Source organism: Allocellulophaga tsushimaensis, from assembly GCF_055383085.1.
On record NZ_AP039451.1, the window covers coordinates 3,641,380 to 3,661,224 of the forward strand.

At 35.3% G+C, this 19,845-nt stretch carries 11 protein-coding genes; 2 read left to right on the forward strand and 9 right to left on the reverse strand.

Annotated elements, in window-relative coordinates:
- The first annotated feature begins 10 nt into the window (after positions 1-10).
- A complete protein-coding gene (locus ACZ451_RS15705) occupies positions 11-2,122 on the forward strand; it encodes a fibronectin type III domain-containing protein (protein WP_464214099.1) in 2,112 nt (703 codons plus the stop codon).
- An 18-nt stretch (positions 2,123-2,140) separates the two neighbouring features.
- Entirely contained in the window at positions 2,141-7,711 is a 5,571-nt protein-coding gene (locus ACZ451_RS15710) for a T9SS type A sorting domain-containing protein (protein WP_464214101.1), read from the forward strand.
- A 123-nt stretch (positions 7,712-7,834) separates the two neighbouring features.
- On the opposite strand, the gene ACZ451_RS15715 is transcribed toward ACZ451_RS15710, so the two are convergent.
- The 9 genes from ACZ451_RS15715 to ACZ451_RS15755 form a co-directional block, all read right to left on the reverse strand.
- The gene (locus ACZ451_RS15715) at positions 7,835-9,268 is read right to left on the reverse strand and encodes a rubredoxin (protein ID WP_464214102.1); all 1,434 of its coding nucleotides are present in this window, start codon (positions 9,266-9,268) and stop codon (positions 7,835-7,837) included.
- Between the two features lie 7 nt (positions 9,269-9,275).
- Positions 9,276-12,806 carry a molybdopterin-dependent oxidoreductase gene (locus ACZ451_RS15720; protein ID WP_464214104.1) on the reverse strand — a complete coding sequence of 1,177 codons (3,531 nt, stop codon included), beginning with the start codon at positions 12,804-12,806 and terminating at the stop codon, positions 9,276-9,278.
- Positions 12,807-13,128: 322 nt separating this feature from the next.
- Positions 13,129-13,716 carry a hypothetical protein gene (locus ACZ451_RS15725; RefSeq protein ID WP_464214106.1) on the reverse strand — a complete coding sequence of 196 codons (588 nt, stop codon included), beginning with the start codon at positions 13,714-13,716 and terminating at the stop codon, positions 13,129-13,131.
- A 37-nt stretch (positions 13,717-13,753) separates the two neighbouring features.
- Positions 13,754-14,305, reverse strand: a complete 552-nt coding sequence (locus tag ACZ451_RS15730) for a hypothetical protein (RefSeq protein ID WP_464214108.1) — start codon at positions 14,303-14,305, stop codon at positions 13,754-13,756.
- Between the two features lie 115 nt (positions 14,306-14,420).
- Positions 14,421-15,089: a response regulator transcription factor gene (locus ACZ451_RS15735; protein WP_464214110.1), complete on the reverse strand. Its 669-nt coding sequence runs from the start codon at positions 15,087-15,089 to the stop codon at positions 14,421-14,423.
- 494 nt (positions 15,090-15,583) lie between these two features.
- On the reverse strand, positions 15,584-16,876 hold the full coding sequence (locus tag ACZ451_RS15740; RefSeq protein ID WP_464214112.1) for an alginate export family protein: 1,293 nt from the start codon (positions 16,874-16,876) through the stop codon (positions 15,584-15,586).
- Between the two features lie 49 nt (positions 16,877-16,925).
- On the reverse strand, positions 16,926-17,750 hold the full coding sequence (locus tag ACZ451_RS15745; protein ID WP_464214114.1) for an ABC transporter ATP-binding protein: 825 nt from the start codon (positions 17,748-17,750) through the stop codon (positions 16,926-16,928).
- Positions 17,751-17,768: 18 nt separating this feature from the next.
- Entirely contained in the window at positions 17,769-18,629 is an 861-nt protein-coding gene (locus ACZ451_RS15750; RefSeq protein WP_464214116.1) for an ABC transporter ATP-binding protein, read from the reverse strand.
- A gap of 30 nt (positions 18,630-18,659) precedes the next feature.
- Positions 18,660-19,751 (reverse strand): ABC transporter permease, encoded by a 1,092-nt coding sequence (locus ACZ451_RS15755; RefSeq protein WP_464214118.1) that lies wholly within the window; start codon positions 19,749-19,751, stop codon positions 18,660-18,662.
- Positions 19,752-19,845 lie beyond the last annotated feature (94 nt).

Sequence of the window (19,845 nt, forward strand, 5' to 3'; positions counted from 1 at the left end):
GATACTAATAATGATTTATATATTAAAAAACATATCGTTTTTAATTCCCTCAAAAGGTTTAGCACCAATAAGTCTTATATGCTTTATGCTATGTTCATATACTCTATTAGGTCAAGAAGAAGCTGCTGTAAAAGTATTGGCCTATTCTAGCGCTAATAGTATTAAATTAAGATGGGCAGCTAATGAGCCCTTAGCTTGGAAAAAAGGCAATGAGTATGGGTATTTAATAGAAAGGTATACCATTTCAAAAAATGGAGAAGCTGTTTTGCCTGTAGAGGGTACTATGGTCACCGCCTACCCATTATTACCAAAACCTTTAGCAGAATGGGAAACCATTGCCACTACTGATGATAATGCTGCTGTAATAGCGCAAGCTATTCATGGAGAAGGATTTGATGTAGATGCTGGTGGTGGAATGGGCGAAATTATGGCCATAAACGATCAGTTAGAACAGCGCTTTACCTTTGCATTAATGGCTGCTGAACAAAGCTTTGATGCCTCATTAATAGCAGGTTGGGCTTATATTGATGAAAACGTAAACCCAGGAGAAAAATACCTCTATAAAATAAAAATAGCCCTACCCATTGATAGTAAATATAATGTAAAAGAAGGTAGTGTATACGCTAGTCTAGACTTTGCTGAAGAATTGCCAAAGCCTATAGGCTTTACTAGTATTTTTGCCGATAGCAATGTGATGCTCAATTGGAATTTTAATCTATTACAAAAAACCTATAGTAGTTACCTGCTAGAAAGATCAATAGATGGCAATACTTTTAAAAAAGTAAATGGACAACCCATTTTTAATGCGCAAGATACCAAACAAGGGCAGCAAGTATCTTTATTTTATAACGATTCAATCTCTAATGATAAAACCTACTATTATCGTGTAAAGGGACTTACACCTTTTGGTGATGTTGGGCCACCTTCAGCTGTAGAATCGGGTATGGGTAGAGAAGTTCTGGATTATACACCGCATATCACTAGAAAAAGAATAGCTACAAATACAGCCGTAGAAATAGAATGGGAATTTGCCCAAGAAGGGAATGCAGTTATTTCTGGATTTGAATTGAGGAAAGCTAGCAAAGCAGAAGGTCCTTATAAAACCGTAGTCGCTAATATTGCCCCAACAGCTAGAAAAGCAAATTATATTGGTTTAGGCAGAATTAATTACTTTTCTGTAGTAGCTATAGGAAAAAATGGAACCGAAAAACCTTCCTTTCCAGCAATAATACAGCCCGTAGATTCTATTCCGCCGAAACCTCCTGTAGCACTTTTAGGAACTATTGACACTACTGGCATCGTTCAACTTACTTGGAAAGCAAATGAGGAACTAGATATATCTGGATATCGCATTTTTAGAGCAAATAACCCAAATGCAGAATTCTCACAACTTACTCTAAAACCAACAAGAGAAAATACATATACAGATACTGTTCAGATCCGTAATTTAAATACAAATCTATATTATAAAGTTATGGCTGTCGATCAACGTTATAATCAGTCAGACCTTTCTGAAATGTTGACCATAGAAAAACCAGACCTTATTCCCCCTTCTCCACCCGTAATAAAAGAGTATACAAGTACTGAAAAAGGGATAACAATAAACTGGGTGCCAAGTTCAAGTGAAGATGTAATTGGACATGTAATCTATAGAAAAGCACTATCAAGTGAAGAAGAGCGTTGGGAACAATTAGCAGTAATTTCTACAGAAGAAAATATAACTTTATATACTGATGCCGCTATTTCTTCCAACCAATCCTATGCATACACACTTGTAGCCAAAGATAAAACTGGTTGGGAGAGTACGCCTTCTAATCAATTGGTCATTAAAGCGCCTAAAAAATTGTTTGCTAGTGCTATAACACGCTTTAATGGTGTTGTAGATAGAGAACTTAGGCTTATTCGGCTTTCTTGGAAAGCAGAAAGTACCAATGCTTCAGAATTTCTTATTTATCGTGCTACAGATGATAATCCGTTAACGCTTTACAAAACTATAAGTGCTGAAAAAAATAATTATGTTGACAGTAATTTGGTGATTAATAAAAATTATAAATACGGTTTAAGGTTAGTAGAAAAAGATGGTTCCCAATCCCAAATAAAAGAAATTAAAGTAATTTATTGATTAATAAAAATTGATATTATGAAAAAGTCCCAAATACTTTTATGCATTTTAACATTCCTCCTTTTTTTTGGAAATACTATTTATGCGCAATACAGATATAAAGTAGATTATGAACTAGAGGTATTTTTCTCGTCTGCAGGCCCAACACAACGCTTTTCAGTTAGGCTCGCTAATTCTGTAGGCGATACCAGTGGTCCCCAAATATTTAGTACAACGGTACAAAATGGTCCGCTTGAAACAGCTTACATAGAATCTGACAGAATAGTTTCATCGAATCAGCTATATACAGGAATAACAACAGGTAATCGTTATTATGATTTTTGTGATATACCAAGCAATAATACATGGCTGATGGGTAATCGCGGTGATGTTTATAATTTTAACGTCCATCTGATCGAGACTTTCTCAACAGTTAATAATTACAGTTCGCTAAATACAACTATTCCTGAATGTGAAACATCATCATTACAGGTGTATCGAAATTCTTGCGGTACTGCAACATATGCCGTACAATACCAGATAGGCAGTAGTTCAGTTTGGCAAACATTACTTATTTATGGAAGGAGATCTAGTTCTTTTAGTTTTCAAAAAAGTGATTTTCCTGGCTTAGATAATTTTGAAAATCTAAGATTAAGATTGCAATACAACAACACAGGAACCATTGAATATTCAGATGTCCTCACCTATTCCTATATTCCCTGTTCACCAAACCTAAGTGGTCCACCTATTGTTACAGACACTAATTGTTCTGATAGTTCTGATGGAGGGTTTACACTCACTTTTGATAGACCTTTAGACACTAATGAAGAACTTCGTATGACTTTAAGAGGCCTAACACCAGAAGGGCTTAGAATTCCAGAATCTGATGCAGCTTCTTTAATCCTTGGTCCTGGTAATACTTTTGTTTGGCCTAGTGGAATTGCCCCTGGGAACTATGAGCTTATTTATCAGTCTTTTTTACTCAATGGGCCAGGTAGTGCTGATGATACCCCTACTAGTACAGGTATCACAGAAGCTTTTGTAGTCAATAGTCCTAGTGCGGTAACTGTTGCTACCAATACTATTGTACAACCCATTTGTAGTGGTGATACAGGTTCGGTAAGCCTTACTGCCACTGGTGGTAAAAGCGGGGGTACTTATCAATATTCCAGAGATAATGGTGCTACTTGGCAAGCATCACCAAACTTTACAGGACTAACACCAGGAACTACCTATACCTTTAGAAGCAGGCTCATTTTTACAGGGGGCGTAGCATGTATCTCACCAACAAATATTAGTGTGGCTATAAATACGATATCCAATCCGATTGTAGTTAATACTGCTACGGTAACTCAAGAGGCCTCTTATACAGAAGCTTCTGATGGTATTGTCCGTGTGAATATTGCTAACGGAGCTCCTAATTTTACCTATGAAGCAAGAAGTGGTGGTGTTAATGGTACTCTTATAGCCAGTTCCTCTTCTGCGAACCGTTTTGCGGATATTACAGGGCTTCCTGCCGGCACATATACCATACGTGTGGTAGATGCTAATGGTTGTAGTGCTATATTTAACAGCGCTGTTACAGTAACGACTACCCCTGTGCCTAACATAGGAACGCCTTCGATAACTCCTATTTCCTGTTTTAATGATGCTAATGGTGATATTGCTATTACTGTATCTGGGGGCAGGGCACCTTATAATTTTAGTTGGTCTAAAGATGGTACTGAATTAGAGAATAGTACTTTCTCTGGTGGCTCATTTATCCGTGGTAATCTTAGTGCGGGTAGGTATACCCTAACTGTTGCATCATTAGGTGCGCCATTAACAGTTCCTGCGGCTACAACAATGCGTACTATTGTATTAAATAATCCTGCACAGCTAACCATAGCTAATGCTGTCGCCAATGCTATCTCCTGCTTTGGGGAGAATGATGGGGCTATAAATGTTAATGTTAACGGGGGTACTGCTCCATATCGCTATCGTATTGCGAATGCTGGTGGGTTTACTCCTTTTTCTGGAAATGCTGTTTCTATTCCTGTGGCTACTGCTGGGAACTATCCTTTATATATTCGGGATGCTAATAATTGTGAGGCGATCTATTCTGGATCGTTAAGCATCATTGAACCACCTGCTATTACACTTAATGAAGTTTTGGCTGCTCATGTTGATAATACCATTAATGCGGGGACTACTGGAGTATTGGAAGTAGCTATAGCCAATAATAGCGGAATAACTACATATAACTGGACTCGTAATGGGCTTGCCTTTACCCCTCCAACCGGGTCTACAAATACTCGCTTGGTTAATTTACCTGCGGGGAATTATGGACTTACGGTTAGCGATGCAAATGGTTGTTCTGCTAGCATTGCTGCTCCAATTGTAATTACTGAACCTGGTCCTTTAGAGATTACATCCTTGACCAATGGTAAGAATGATGTCTTGTGTAAAGGAGAAAATACAGGAGCTATAACGGCCACTGTAACGGGTACACCTCCTTTTAATTTTGTTTGGGAAAAACAAGGAGACCCTGGTTTTACGGCTCCTAATAGAGCAACTATTACGGGGTTAGAAGCGGGTACTTATGCTTTAAGGCTTACTGACGCAACACCTACTCCAGAGGTAAGGCTTGAGGTGACCATAACCGAGCCTGCGCTTGCCTTAAGTGCTACTCCTATACCAACAAATGTATCTTGCTTTGGCGCTACTAATGGGGCTATTACAATAAACCCTGTTGGGGGAACTGCTCCTTATACATTCTCTTTAAATGGAGGTGCTCTGCAATCAGGTAATACCTTTACAAATCTAAGACCTGCCTCCTACTCTATTGATGTGCGTGATGCAAACAACTGTAGATTTGGTACTACAGCAATAATTGGAGAACCTGAAATGCTCCTTGTAAATCTTGATAATACTACAGATGTATCGGCATCTGGTGGTGCTGATGGGGCTTTAGCGGTTTCTATTTCTGGAGGTACCAGACCTTATGCCCTTACTTGGACCGGGCCTGGATTCTCTAGTACCGCTCAAAATATCTCTGGGTTAAGGGCTGGCACCTATACCTTAGAAGTACGTGATGCTAATCATATAAATAATGCCAGTGGGTGTTATGCTATCCAAAGTTTTTCTATAGCAGAACCTGGACCCCTATCTATTGATAATGTTGTGGTTACTAATGTAACCTGTAAAGGACAGGCCACTGGTGCTATTGTGACTACGGTTTCTGGTAATGCTCCTATATCGTATACTTGGAGTGTTGGAGGATCAGTAATTGCTAGTGCTACAACCAATACCTTACAAGATGTGGTTGCAGGTACATATACCTTAACTATAGCTGACATTACAGCAAATCCTCCAGTGACTTTAGATATTACTATCGATGAGCCTTTAGAGGTACTATCAGCAACTGGTGCTGCTTTTGATGCAACTTGTAATCAGGCTACTGATGGGAGAATACAAATTAATGCCAGTGGTGGTACGCCGCCTTATACCTATGCGCTAGATGGAGGAGCTTTTGGTACGGATAATAATTTTACCAATCTGGGGGCTCAAAGTTATACTGCTACGGTAAGAGATGCTAATAATTGTGCGTTTACTATTCCGAATCCTATCCGTATTGATCAACCGCAACCGATGGGATTATTAATCGATACACAAAAAAATCTTTTGGCAGCTAATGCTAATGATGGCGCTATTGCTATTACACCCTTTGGTGGAACTCCGCCTTATAGTTTTAGTTGGACTGCAGATAATGGGTTCTCTTCTACCGAGCAAAATATTAGTGGCTTAGCTGGTGGTAGGTATACTCTTGTAATTCAGGATGCTAACTACAATATCGCTCTCAATGCTGAGTGTACGTATTCCCAATCTTTTGTCATAGAGGAACCTAGTGTATTATTAGCCGAGATCAATCAAAGTGTTTTCTTAGAGTGTAAAGATGATGACTTTGCCGAACTTATCGCCAATGCGCAAGGTGGTGTGCCTCCATATTCTTATCAGTGGTTCCAAGTAAATAATGGGAGGAATACACCTCTGAATGAAACTTCTACTATTCTGGCTGATCTGGCTGTTGGAGAATATTTTGTAAGGGTTACCGATGCCAATGCTATTAGTGCTAATGCAGCAAGTATAGTTATTACGGAACCGGATCGCCTTAACATTTTACTCAATAGTAAAACGGATATTCTTTGTCAAGGTTTAGCTACCGGAGCTATTGATCTAACAGTTAGTGGAGGGACTACACCTTATCGATATCTTTGGAGTAATGGAAGTACTACCCAAAGTTTAAATGCAATCCCTTCTGGGGTATATATGTTAGATGTGGTAGATGCTAATGGCTGTAGTGCCGCTATTGAAGTTACTATTGAGGAACCTAATAATCCATTGGCTATTGCTGATGTAAACCAAACAAATGCTTCTGAATATCTGGCTGATGATGCTAGTATTGCACTATCTCTCGCTGGGGGAACACTCCCCTATGCCATTGCGTGGACCAGAGCTTCTGATAATGCTAATGTGGGGAATACTGAGAGTATTACCAACTTAAATGCTGATTTTTATACGGTATTGATAACGGATGCCAATGGATGTACACTAACACAGACGTATGAAATTACACAACCGGATATTGTGGAAGAGAACATTGTGCATCCCATCTGTAATGGAGAAGCGAATGGGAGTATCCGTTTACAGGTAAATCAAGGGAATGGTAATTTCTCTTACCTGTGGAGTAATGGTGAAACTACCAATACCATAACGGATTTGGCTGCAGGAACCTACTCGGTAATTATAACTGGATTACCTAATGGTACTCTAGAACGTTCCTATACTTTGTTAGATCCTGAACCCTTGTCCGTAGCACTCGGGGAAGATAGAACCTTATGCCTTGGGCAATCTGTAGTACTTGATGTAACTAGAACTGATGCTACTTATCTATGGAGTGCTGATAATGGTTTTACCAGCACACAACCTATGGTAACGCTTACTGATCAAGGTATTTATCAGCTAATAGTTACTACTGCTTCTGGGTGTACTGCTACCGGAAGTATTAGTATTACAACTAGTGCAGAGGATATTGCAGCGGAATTTGTAATCTCTAGCCAAGCTTTTACTGGGGAGACCGTTTATGCGGTTGATACGAGCAACCCAAGACCTGAAACGATTGCTTGGATATTACCTGAAGGTGCAACCATAATTAATCAAAACCAAGATGAGGCGGAAATGCTGTTTGAGCAACCTGGTGAATATCAAGTAACTTTAATGACGCAAAGAGGAGCTTGTACGGAAAGCCAAACCAAAACTATTATCATTATTGATCGTGATGCTTCTGTTGCTATCGAAGAAAAAAACAATACAAAACCCATTGGAGAGTTTATCGTTTACCCCAATCCTACTTCAGGAAAATTTACAGCAGATGTAAACCTCCCTGAAAGAGGAAATATCGCTATTAAAATCTTCAGCTTCGCAAACAATCAAATGATTGCCAATAAAAAAGATAGAGGTACTGATTCTTATAAAATGGAATTCGATATTGCTGGTGTACCCGCTGGAGTATATGCCGTACTACTCGAAACACCACAAGGAAATACACTTAGAAAAATTATTGTAAGATAAAAATTAAAGCCATTCAAAGTATTATGACTTAAAACATCTAGCCAGATAAAAAAAAGAGCAGTCTTGTAATAAGACTGCTCGCTTTGTTTTTATATGCAAACACAATGTTTCTATGGCTAAACTTTATTGTATTTGCAACTCCGTTTTCTTAAACCTTGTTTTTGGTGCTTCACACACTGCACAACAATATACGTCTGGTAGTGCCTCAAAAGAAACCCCTTTAGCAATTCCTGCTTTTACATCTCCATATTGCTCATCGTATACTGTAAAGCAGTCTCGGCATTGGTATACTTCATTAGCTGTCTTTACAGGCTCTTCAAGTATTTTTTCTTTTGTTTCTTCTTGATCTAAAGACTCAAAATATTTTTTACTCAATTCCATCAATAAGCCTGGGAGTTCTATCTTATCTACATCTAAAGCATAGGCCTCATAACGTAAGGTATTGGGATTAAAATTTTTAAAATGAAGTACGTTATAGGTTGGTCTTACTTCAAAACCTTGTACTAAAGTGGGTTGTGAGTTTTTTTCTATGATTATAGATGCAAAATGCGATCTTTTCCCAACATCATTGGTTAAGCCAAAAGTAAGTCCATAGGTACTAATATCATTCTGATCAAAACTACGTACCAAAAACTTTTTAAGCTCTAACATTTCTAGATCATCAACGGGTACATGCCAGTTCATCTCTAATTGAGAATGCCGTACGTTTATGCCTCGTTTGCCTAAGAGACGTTCTAAAGCTACCCTACTCTTATTTTTTATTCCCTTTATAATAAACGATTTCCAAGGGGTTATACAAATCTTACCAATTGCATTATCTAAGCAAAAACCACAGAGTTCTTTTAAAAAGCTTAAATCGTATCTATTATTACGCCAATAGAGCCCTAACCAATACTGGTCTATCCCCATACGGTTCATTCCCTCATAATAAGGAAAGGTTAAATATGGTGCGTTTAATGGTTTTTCTATTGTTTTATTATTGGTGTCTATATTCTTATTCAAGATAAAAAATAGCTCTTCTACGTCTCCAACATCTTCATATATGACTTCTATTGCTTTGGCAATTTTATTAATATCCCAACTGTAAATTAATACTGGGTAAAAAGCAGCTGCTTTCCAATTAGGAAGGTTGATATTTAAATACCAATAGTCTTCATTTTCTGAAGCAATAAAGTTTAAGTTTCCATTAAATATGGGGACTAAACGTTGTTTTGGGTCAGTAATATTAATCTTTAGTTTGGGCGAAAAATCAAACTGTTCTAAGATATACAGGTAGGTAGATCCTTTTAACCAATAGGTCATATCAAAAATATCTGCAGAAACATAAGAGCAAACGATATTCTGATAGCTGCGCTCTCCAATAATATCAGTATTATATTTAGAGAGACTTTCTAGTTGTTCTTCTTTTACATCATTTAACGGAAAAAGCAAATCTTGTCTAGAACCAAAATACACTTCTTTTAGTCCTGCTGCTTCTAGCATTGTAATAATGTCCTTAAGTTCTCCTGGAGAGGTAACGCCTCCTTTGATTAAAATACGATGTAAATCATCATTCATACAAATCTTATTTTGCTATTTGCAATTCTTCGTCTAATAAATATTTTACTTCTGGTTTACAACTTCCGCATCCTAAACCGGCTCCAGTTTGTGCGCATAATTCTTTAAAATCATCGCATCCGTTTCGGATAGCATCAATAACATTGCCTTCTCCTACTTGACTACAAGAACAAATTAATTTTCCTTTTAATGGTACTGCATTTGTTGCTCCTCTTAATAATTCATCTCGTTTTTCAGAAAGTTCTATCTCCTCTTCAATTAATCTTTTAAACTCAGCAAATTCATTTTTATCTCCCATTAAAATAGCTCCAACAAGAATATCGTCTTTAACAATGCACTTTTTATAAAAACGTTTCCGAACATCCATTAAAATAATTTCTTCATAACTAGAATCTTCTTTTGGTGCATTTACCATTCCGATACTACAGAGGTCCAAATTTTCGAACTTTAAAATATTCATTAAAACGGAACCATTATACCTGCTGCTTAAATCTCCTAAAATATAATTTGCAGCAATATCAGCTTGTTGTTCTGCTGCTGAAGTTATTCCAAAAAGTGAGCTGTTGTATTCAGCAATTTCTCCTAATGCAAAAATAGAAGGATTGTTGGTTTGTAAATATGAGTTTACAAGTACGCCTCTTCTTGTTTTTAATCCTGCTTTTTTTGCAAGTTCTATATTAGGACGTGTTCCTATAGCATATACAATGGCGTTACATTGAATGGTTCTCCCTGTTTTTAAATTGACTAATAATGAAAAATTGGTGTCTTTTTCTTCAAATACAGTACTTACTTCATTGTCAAAATATAAATTAATGCCTCTTTCGGTAACATCTTCTGCTAATAATCTACTCGCTACATTATCTAACTGGCGTTCCATTAAACGCGGTGCACGTTGTACAATACTAATATTGATATTTATTTTCTTTAGTGCGGCAGCGAGTTCTAGGCCTAAAAGTCCACCCCCAACAATAACTACATGTTGCTCTTCTTTTGGTAGTTGGGTAGCTGCAAGGTATTTTTTAAGCCGATCCGCATCACCTCTTTCACGCATGGTAAACCTACCGCTTTGCCCCATTTGAACTTCACTAGGCACAAAAGCTCTACTTCCAGTTGCCATGATTAATAGATCATAAGAATGCTCTTTTCCTTGTGCATCAGTTACTATTTTATTTTCCTCATCAATAGCTACTATTCCGTTATTTGGATGTAATGTAACTTCTAATTTATTTAATTCTCCTTTTTTAAGTTTTTCTAAAGATTCCCAAGAAAGCTCATCACTAACATATTCTGGTAATAATACTCTATTATAAAACGGATTATCTTCTTTAGAAAATACATGCAATTCGTCTACTTGGTTTTTTTCTCTATAGCTCTGAATAAATCTGTAGGCTGCAGCACCAGCTCCAACTACTACAACTTTCTGTTGTTCTTTTTTGTACTTGCTAACTTCTACAGCACAATATTTAAAATCGGGTTCTTTAGATATTGGATCTACCAAATCATTTGTTAGGTTATTAGCCCTACCAAAATCACGATTTAAAATTTTACCCCAATGCATGGGTAAAAACACTACTCTTTCTCTAATATCTGGATTAATCGTTACTTTTACTTGTACTTCTCCTCTTCTACTCTTAATCACTGCGATATCTCCATCTTTTAATTGACGTACATGTGCATCTACCAAATTCATTTCTAAAAAAGGTTCTGGAATATGAGTAAGCAATCGTTTTACTTTTCCTGTTTTGGTACGGGTATGCCACTGATCTCTAATTCTTCCAGTATTTAGAATTAATGAAAAATCAGCATTTGTTTCTTCAGATTTATTATACAATACAGATGGCGCATTAAAATGTGCTTTGGTATCGCTGGTATAAAATACTTTATCTTGAAAAAGGCGTGGAGTACCTTTATGGGTTTTATGAGGTACTGGCCATTGGAAGCTGCCTTCAGTTTGCAAACGGTGATACGATAGCCCAGAGATATCTATATGTGTTCCTTTAGTAAGCAGGCAATGCTCATCATATACTTCACTGGCATTATTATAATCAAAACCTTTAAAACCCATTTTTTGCGCAAAACGCCAAAGAATTTCTGCATCTGGCAAGGCTTCTCCCGGAGCATCTATTACTTTTGGCAAATAACTAATTCTACGTTCAGAATTGGTCATGGTTCCTTCTTTTTCTAACCAGCCTGCTGCAGGCAATACGAGATCTGCATAGGTACTGGTTTCAGAATTTTTTGAAATATCTTGTACCACTACAAAACTGGCTTTTTCTAAAGCCCGTTCTATTTTACGCGCATTTGGCATACTTACTACCGGATTGGTACAAATAATCCAAATGGCTTTTAGTTTACCTTTCTCTAGGGCATCGAACATTTCTGTTGCCGTATATCCTGGATTTGGTTGTATGGGCTTACTTCCCCAAAAATCGGAAACTTCTTTTCTATGTTTAGCGTTTCCTAAATCTTTATGTGCTGCTAGCAGGTTTGCCATTCCGCCAACTTCTCTCCCCCCCATGGCATTGGGCTGTCCTGTTAACGAGAATGGTCCTGATCCTGGCTTTCCAATTTGCCCAGTTAGTAAGGAAAGGTTTATTAAAGATACATTTTTGGGTACTCCAATAACGCTTTGGTTTAGCCCCATAGTCCACATGCTTATAAAATTCCCCGCATCTCCAATATAATCCGCTGCTTTACGAATTTCAGCCGCAGTTATTCCACACTTTTCTGCTGCTTTACGTATGGATAGTGAAAACGCCATTTCTTTTACTGCTGTGAAATTAGAAGTATGGTTTTTTATAAAATTCTTATCTATTTTACGCTTCTCTATTAACCATCTGGCGATAGCATTGTACAAAATAACATCAGTACCCGGTAAAATTTGCAAGTGTAAATCTGCTGTGGCACAAGTTTGCGTTTTTCTAGGATCTACAACTATTATTTTTATTTCTGGATGCTCTTCTTTTCGTTTTTCTATACGTCTAAAGAGAATGGGATGGCACCATGCTGGGTTTGCACCTGCAATTAAAAAGCAATCTGCCAATTCTATATCTTCATAGGCAATAGGAACAGAATCTTCTCCTACGGTTTTTTTGTAGCCTACCACAGCAGAACTCATACAAAGTCTGGAATTGGTATCTATATTATTGGTTCCTATAAATCCCTTTGTTAGTTTATTTACTAAGTAATACTCTTCTGTTAGGCATTGCCCAGAAACATAAAAGCCAACACTGTCTGGTCCGTGTTTTTCTATAATGCTTTTAAAAACGCCAACAGCTCTATCTAAAGCGGTATCCCAAGATACTCTTTGCATAGGGTGGTTTCTACTCCAACGCATTTCTGGATACAAGATACGGTCTGTAGTATCTTGTGCTACATAGTTTAGGTTTTTACCTTTGGAACAGAGCATTCCTTTATTGGTTGGGTAGTCTGGGTTTCCTTCCACATTAATATTCCCCTTAGTATCTTTATCCACTAAAATACCACAGCCAACGCCGCAATAGGAACAAATTGTTTTATGCTGGTTTTCTTTTTGCATACGTAAAAGCAAATAAATCTATATTAAGATCTTGTTTGAAGATGGGAAATTACAAAAATACGTATAAATACGTAGTGTTTATTTCGCAATAGTTATTCTATATTCTGGGAGAATGATAATTATTTGCAAGTGAAAATAGGATTTATGGAATAGATCACCAAAAATTTAATGCTTTGAGGATTTAATTTTTCTGGTTATTAAAAAAGTAAGTAGTCCACTACCATATGCAAATACTGGTGTTATAATATTGATATAATCTGATAAAATGGAAAAATTTGTATCAAAATATTCAGAATTATTAAGTGTATTTGGGCTTGGATCTTCAAAAAAAAAGATCTCCAACAATTGAAATCGTATTAAATCCAATTAATGTTATAGGACCTGCAACAAATCTATAATACACAAATACTAATGAAATAAAAACCCATAATATGGTAAGCACTTTATATATTATTTTAGTAGTAAAATAGCTATATAAATAATACCCTAAACTAAAAATATTTACCAGTGGAATCCAATTTAAATATTTCTTTTTATGAATAATATGCTGATTTAGAACAATTACAAAAAGAATCATTGAAAGGAACATTAGCGTCTGAGAAATGATACTAAGAGTAAAAAAGATAATACTTAGTTTTGGATAATATCCAAGAAATGGTTCTTCATTATTTGGTAAAATATGTCCGCTAGCATGATAAAAGTCATCTGGCCAAAAACTCCATGAAAACCATATAGACCAATATTCTAGTATAGGAAAATAAATAATTAAAAAAAGTAGAAGTGTACCAATTAAGTACTTTTCTAAAACATTTTTTTTATGTCTTATTAAATAGGTCGCTACAAGAATTGGAATTCCTATAGAAATTAGTATGGTTATAACAATCTCTGAATTGTTATTGCTAACGAACATATATAATAATTAAAGTTAGCTATTATTATATTAATTTCTACTGATGCTTAAATCCCATTTTCTTAAATCGAAATTCAGAATATTTTGGTGCAAAATTAATAGTATCTCTATATTCAAATGTTTTAGTTATTTTACTGTTCAATTGAATTTTAGTGATCATTAATTGCTTTTCGTATGAATTTTCAAGAAGGATAATCGTTGAATCATTTTCCCAAAACACATCTTCAACCCATTGTGAAGGTCCTCTAAATCCAATTCGAGATACTTTCTTGGTTTCAATATCAATTAAATTTATTGCTTGATCTGGTGAATAAGAAAGGGTTTTGTCTTTGTTAAAAGTCCATTGATAACTATCAAAATCAATATATTGTTTTTTATCAGCTCTAAAAACTAAAAAATCTGAATAGATTGGATCAAAATTTTTATCAAAATTCCCAAAAACATCTCCTTGAGTTATTGTCATAGAATCAATAGACTTAAGTTCAAAATAATTTAATCGGAAATTAGGATCTACTTCTTGATAAAATTCTACCCATTGTTTCAAGGTACTATTTGAGTCTTTATCTAATGATAACTTTTCCAATTCCATATTTGATTCAATTCTTTTGGAAATGTTCTCAGAATCTTTCTTTTTGTCTACACAACTAAAAGTCAGAAATATTAATATATAAATTATATATATTTTTACTTTACCATTAATTAATTTAAACCAACCCAAACTCCTGTGCTTTCTTAGATAAATCAATCAAATTTTTTACTTCCATTTTACGCATTAGATTAAACCGATGGGTTTCTACCGTACGTTTGCTATTTTGTAGTTTTTCTGAAATCTGTTTATTGGTCAACCCTGATAAAACCAATTGTAGTATTTGTAATTCTTTATTGGTTAAATCAAAAGCATTGTTTGTTTTTACAGCGGGTTTTTCTGTTACCTCTGTTGTTGTAGAATTCAATAAATTATTCACTAATACATTAGAAATAGCACCACTAAAATATTTTCCGCCTTGTTGTACAGTATGTATAGCTTTTAAAAACTCAGTCTTGCCCGTATCTTTTAAAAGATAGCCGTTAGCTCCCGCTTTTACCGATTTTAAAATATACTCCTCAGAATCGTGCATGGAAAGAATAATTGTTTTAATCGGGATATTATTTTTGTTAAGCTGCTCCACCGCTTCAATGCCAGTAAGTTTTGGCATTCTAATATCTATAATTAATACGTCTGGTTTTTTTTCTTTAACGATTGCTATAGCCTCTATACCGTTAGAAACTTCTCCTATGACCTCTAAATCTTGTTCACTTTCTAATAAGGCTCTAATGCCATCTCTAACCAAAGCATGATCATCTGCTAATATAATACGTATTTTACTGCTCAATTTGTGTTGTTTAAAGGGTTAAACCCGCTTCATGCATTAGAAAATCTATTACATCTTCGACATCCTTCAAATACTGCCACTCTAATTCATTTTTTAATTTAACCATAGCGATGCTATGCTAAAATTAAGAAAACACCAGTATTTATTCTATCCCAAAGCTTCATTACGAAGTTCTAATATATAAAGCGGGTTAAATATAAGAAATTACGTAGAACTACTTATTTGTTTCCTTCTGCTTCGCTTATCACTTTTTGTTGTTGTTGTCTTAGACTTCGTTAAGGGCAAGGGCGATTAAATAAAAAAGTTAAACTACTAAACAAATAAACTCCTAAACTTTTTTATAAATTTATAAACTTAACTAACATTAGTTTCTACACCCCTAAAGTCCTCTCAAGGAGACAATACTCTAATAAACTTATAACTAAATAAAAAAATAAGCCACCACAACCGAAATTGTGATAGCTTATCAGCTAACATAATAATTAATTAAATTACTATTTTGTAGTATTTAAAAATTTAGGTTTTATAATTAACATGGCCCAAGCCCAATTTTGTATGTCTTTAGCATCTGCTTCTGCAACACCATTTAACTCATACAAACCATCATTTGCAAACATATGAGAATAGCCTATTTTTAAGGCATATCCTTTAAATTTTTGTGTGTATACCAAATCTAATTCTGTACCTAGAGCTTTCTCACCACTTGCTAATTCTTGTTCTCCACTAAAGTTTAATACTTTAGCTAACAAGCTAGATTTTTCTCCTAATTTAAAATTAGCGCTAGCGTGGATATCTATTAAACCAACCTTATTGATATGATTCCCAACATAGAAATAATCCATAAAACCATTGAACTTATGATTTGTTCCAAAAGTTGGTAAAAAAGCTTCTGTTTCGCCAACTGTAGTGGCATCATCACCACTAATAATTTCTATTCCTAATCCTAAACCTACTTTACTAGTCGCTTTATAATTTAACTCTAAGCCTAATAAATACGCTCCGCTAATATCTAAACCAGTAAAAAATTCCCCTCCTTGGATGTATGCATTTGCAGAAGCTCCAAAGCTATTTTTATTATATTTTAAATGTGTTCCTAAAGTGTAAGTACTATTTATACCATCAGCTACACCAGCATCATCAAAATTCTGAAAACCATTATTTACAGCAAGAAAACTTCCTGAGAAATTCTCCCATTTTTGATTTAAATGTACAAATTGCATGGTCTTATACTGAAAAGGATTATTTGCTGGAAATTCTGTTCCTTGGTTCTTAAAACCAAATAAGGGACCTGGTTCCTCATCTAAATCTTGATTGAATGCTAGTCCAAAATCAAAAGAAAATTTAGCTGACTTATGTCTTATTAAAGCGGCATCATGATTTCTCCCTTGTTGTGCCCAATCTAAGCCACCAAAAAATCGTTGATCATCATAAGAAAGCATTTGCCTACCAACTTTAGTAGACCAGTTACCACCTAATTTTAAATCTGCCCAAGCTTCAAAAACAGAAAATGAGTTATTTGCATCCACTGGGATTAGTTGTGGATTTTCTCCCCAAACGGCAACATCTTGCAGGCTTAGAAAAAATTTATACGATTCTGTTTGATACCCCGCATTTAAGCGTGCTCTTGTATTAGTTGCAAAACCTGCATCTACACCATCTGGAATAAGGGTTTGAAAACCATTACGGTATTCTGTTCTTGGCCTAAACTGTCCGTCTAGTGTAAATTGTGCCATTGTAACCTGAATGCCTGAAAATAGTAGTGAAATTAAAAGAATTTGTTTTTTCATAATTTGGCGATTTAAATTTTTTATTTGTTTTATATGGTTATATGATAATTTAGTGTTCTAAAAAATTAATAAGGTGTTGTCTGTATTTGTAATAATCTGGGTGTTCTATAAGTTCTGCTCTATTGCGTGGTCTGGCAAAATCTATTTCTAAAATATCGCCTACTTTAGCTCGTGGTCCTGAGGTCATCATAATGACTCTGTCTGCTAAAAGAATAGATTCATCAACATCATGTGTAATCATTACCGCTGTAATTTTTTCTTGATTCCAAACTTCTACTAAAACATCTTGCAATTCCCCACGGGTAAGAGAGTCTAACATTCCAAAAGGCTCATCTAATAACAGTACTTTAGGCTTTAATGCAAATGCTCTTGCAATACCAACACGTTGTTGCATTCCTTGCGATAGGTCTTTTGCTTTTTTATGCATAGCATCTTCTAGTCCTACTTTAGCCAAGTAATATTTTACAATATCATCTCTATCTTTTTTGGTGCCATGTGCAAATACTTGTTTTACCCCTAACATTACATTATCATAAGCGGTCATCCATGGTAATAAGCTTGGCGATTGAAAAATAACGCCTCTGTCTGGTCCTGGCCCTACTATATTGGTATTACCCGCTACAATAGTTCCTTTAGAAATTGGATTTAAACCAGCAATCATCGTTAACAATGTACTTTTTCCACAACCTGAATGTCCTATAATTGATATAAATTCTTCGTGTTTTACTTTTAAATCTAGATCATCTAAAACCACATAATCTCCTTTTGGTGTAGGGTATATTTTAGTGACTTTACTGATGTCCAGCATGTAATCGTCTCTAAACAATCCATTATTTTGAGTACGAGTGCTATTTTCAACTAGTGTTTGTTCCATAATTTTTCTTTTTACTGATTAGGCTCTCGTTCTTCTAAAAGATCGGTTTCTGATAACTGGTTTTATCTCTGGCAAGTTGTATTCTTTAGTAACTTTAGCTGCGCGCTCTGCTCCTATACGTATTAAATACTCTAAAATTGAATTTCTAAGTTTTTTAAATTCTTCATTTGTATTTAAGGCGGTTTTATCTCTGGGACGTTCTAATTCTACTTTAAAAACAGGTCCCAATGTAGCTTTAGGCCCTGGGCGTAGTGGAATAATTCTATCTGCCATATAGATCCCTTCGTCTACATCATTTGTAATTAATAAAGCAGTTTTTTTATCTGCACTCCATATATTTAAAATCTCATCTTGTAATGTTCCTCTTGTTAAAGCATCTAATGCACTTAAAGGTTCGTCCATTAGAATAACATCTGGACTCATAGACAATGCTCTGGTAACTGATACTCTTTGACGCATCCCTCCAGATAATTCTTTAGGTAGTTTTCCTATAGCATGAGATAAGTTTACCATATCTACATACTTTTCAATACGCTCACCGATTTGTTTTTTGGTCCATTTTTTAAATTTTTCTTTTATGGCCATCCCTACATTATTACGCACATTTAACCAGGGCAATAAGGAATAGTTTTGGAAGATTACGCCTCTTTCATGGCTAGGACCTGTAACTGGTTCGCCTTTATACAATACTTCTCCTTCATCTGGGAATTCTAAACCAGAGATGAGTTTAATTAATGTGGTTTTGCCGCTTCCAGAAAAACCTACAATAGCTACAAATTCTCCTTCTTCAATACGTAAATTAATGTTTCTTAGTACTTCTACACGCTCAGCTCCTGTCCCGTAAGATTTAGATACATTTCTTAGTTCTATATGTGCCATTTCTTTAGTTTTTAGATGGATTATTGTTTTTTATTGCTCTGTAAAAGTCATCAGCTTTTGTACCGAAAACATTAATCTATCTAATAAGAAGCCTATTGCTCCAATTACAAACATTGCCGCTATTATCTTAGCATTAGAATCTCCTGCTCCGTTTTGGAATTCTTCCCAAACAAATGTTCCTAAACCTGGACTTTGAGATAATAATTCTATAGCAATTAATACCATCCAGGCTACAGAAATAGTAATGCGTAATCCTGTAAATATTAATGGAAATGATGAAGGCAAAATTATTTTAAACACTTTTTGACCTACACTTAGGTTTAATACTTTTGCTACGTTGATATAGTCATTATCTACCGAAGAAACCCCCAAAGTAGTATTTACTAAAGTGGCCCACATAGCACATAAACCCACAGCAATAAAAGAGATGATAAAAGAAGTGTCTCCATCATAGCCTAAAAACATAGTTTTTACAATCATATACACTAATAAATACCATACCACAGGCGATACTGGTTTAAAAATCTGTATTAACCAATTAAAGGAAGCTCTTAAGGTTTCGCTTAAACCTAAAATCATCCCTATAGGAACCGCTAGGAATAAGGCTAAAAAGAAACCAGAAAATACCGTTTTTAAACTGGTTAAAATCTGATCTACAAATGAAGGCCTACCTGTATACGTAATTGGCGCTAAGCCATCAACAATTCGTTTTTCATTCATTGCAGCTGTTTTTTCTTCAAAAGCATCTTTTTTAGCGCTTATGATTTTATGATCTGCTATAAGGGTAGAAAAAGCACCTAGAACTTCTGTAGGAGTTGGTAATGAGGTAATTTCACATTCTTTTCCTCCAGATTTTAAACAGGCATCAAATTGTTGCGCTGCTACTTCGCCTCCACTTTTAAATGCAGCCTCTCTTTTGTAAGAAACTTCCATATCATGCAATTGCTTTGCTCCTAATGACCATAGGAGTAAGAATGCTATAATGGATATTATAGGAAGTATTACTTTACGAAAAAGTACTATTGCATTTTTTTTAATTTCTTCTCCCGCTGCTATGCGAATTGCTGGCTCAAAAAAACTTAAACCTACAAAGTTTAAAAGGTGTATTGACTTATCTTTCATAATCGTTTTTTTAGGGAATTAACGTATTGAATTGATTTTTTTAAAAAAATGAAATGGGACTACTGGTTTTAAAGTTTTAGTGAAATCAGGAGAA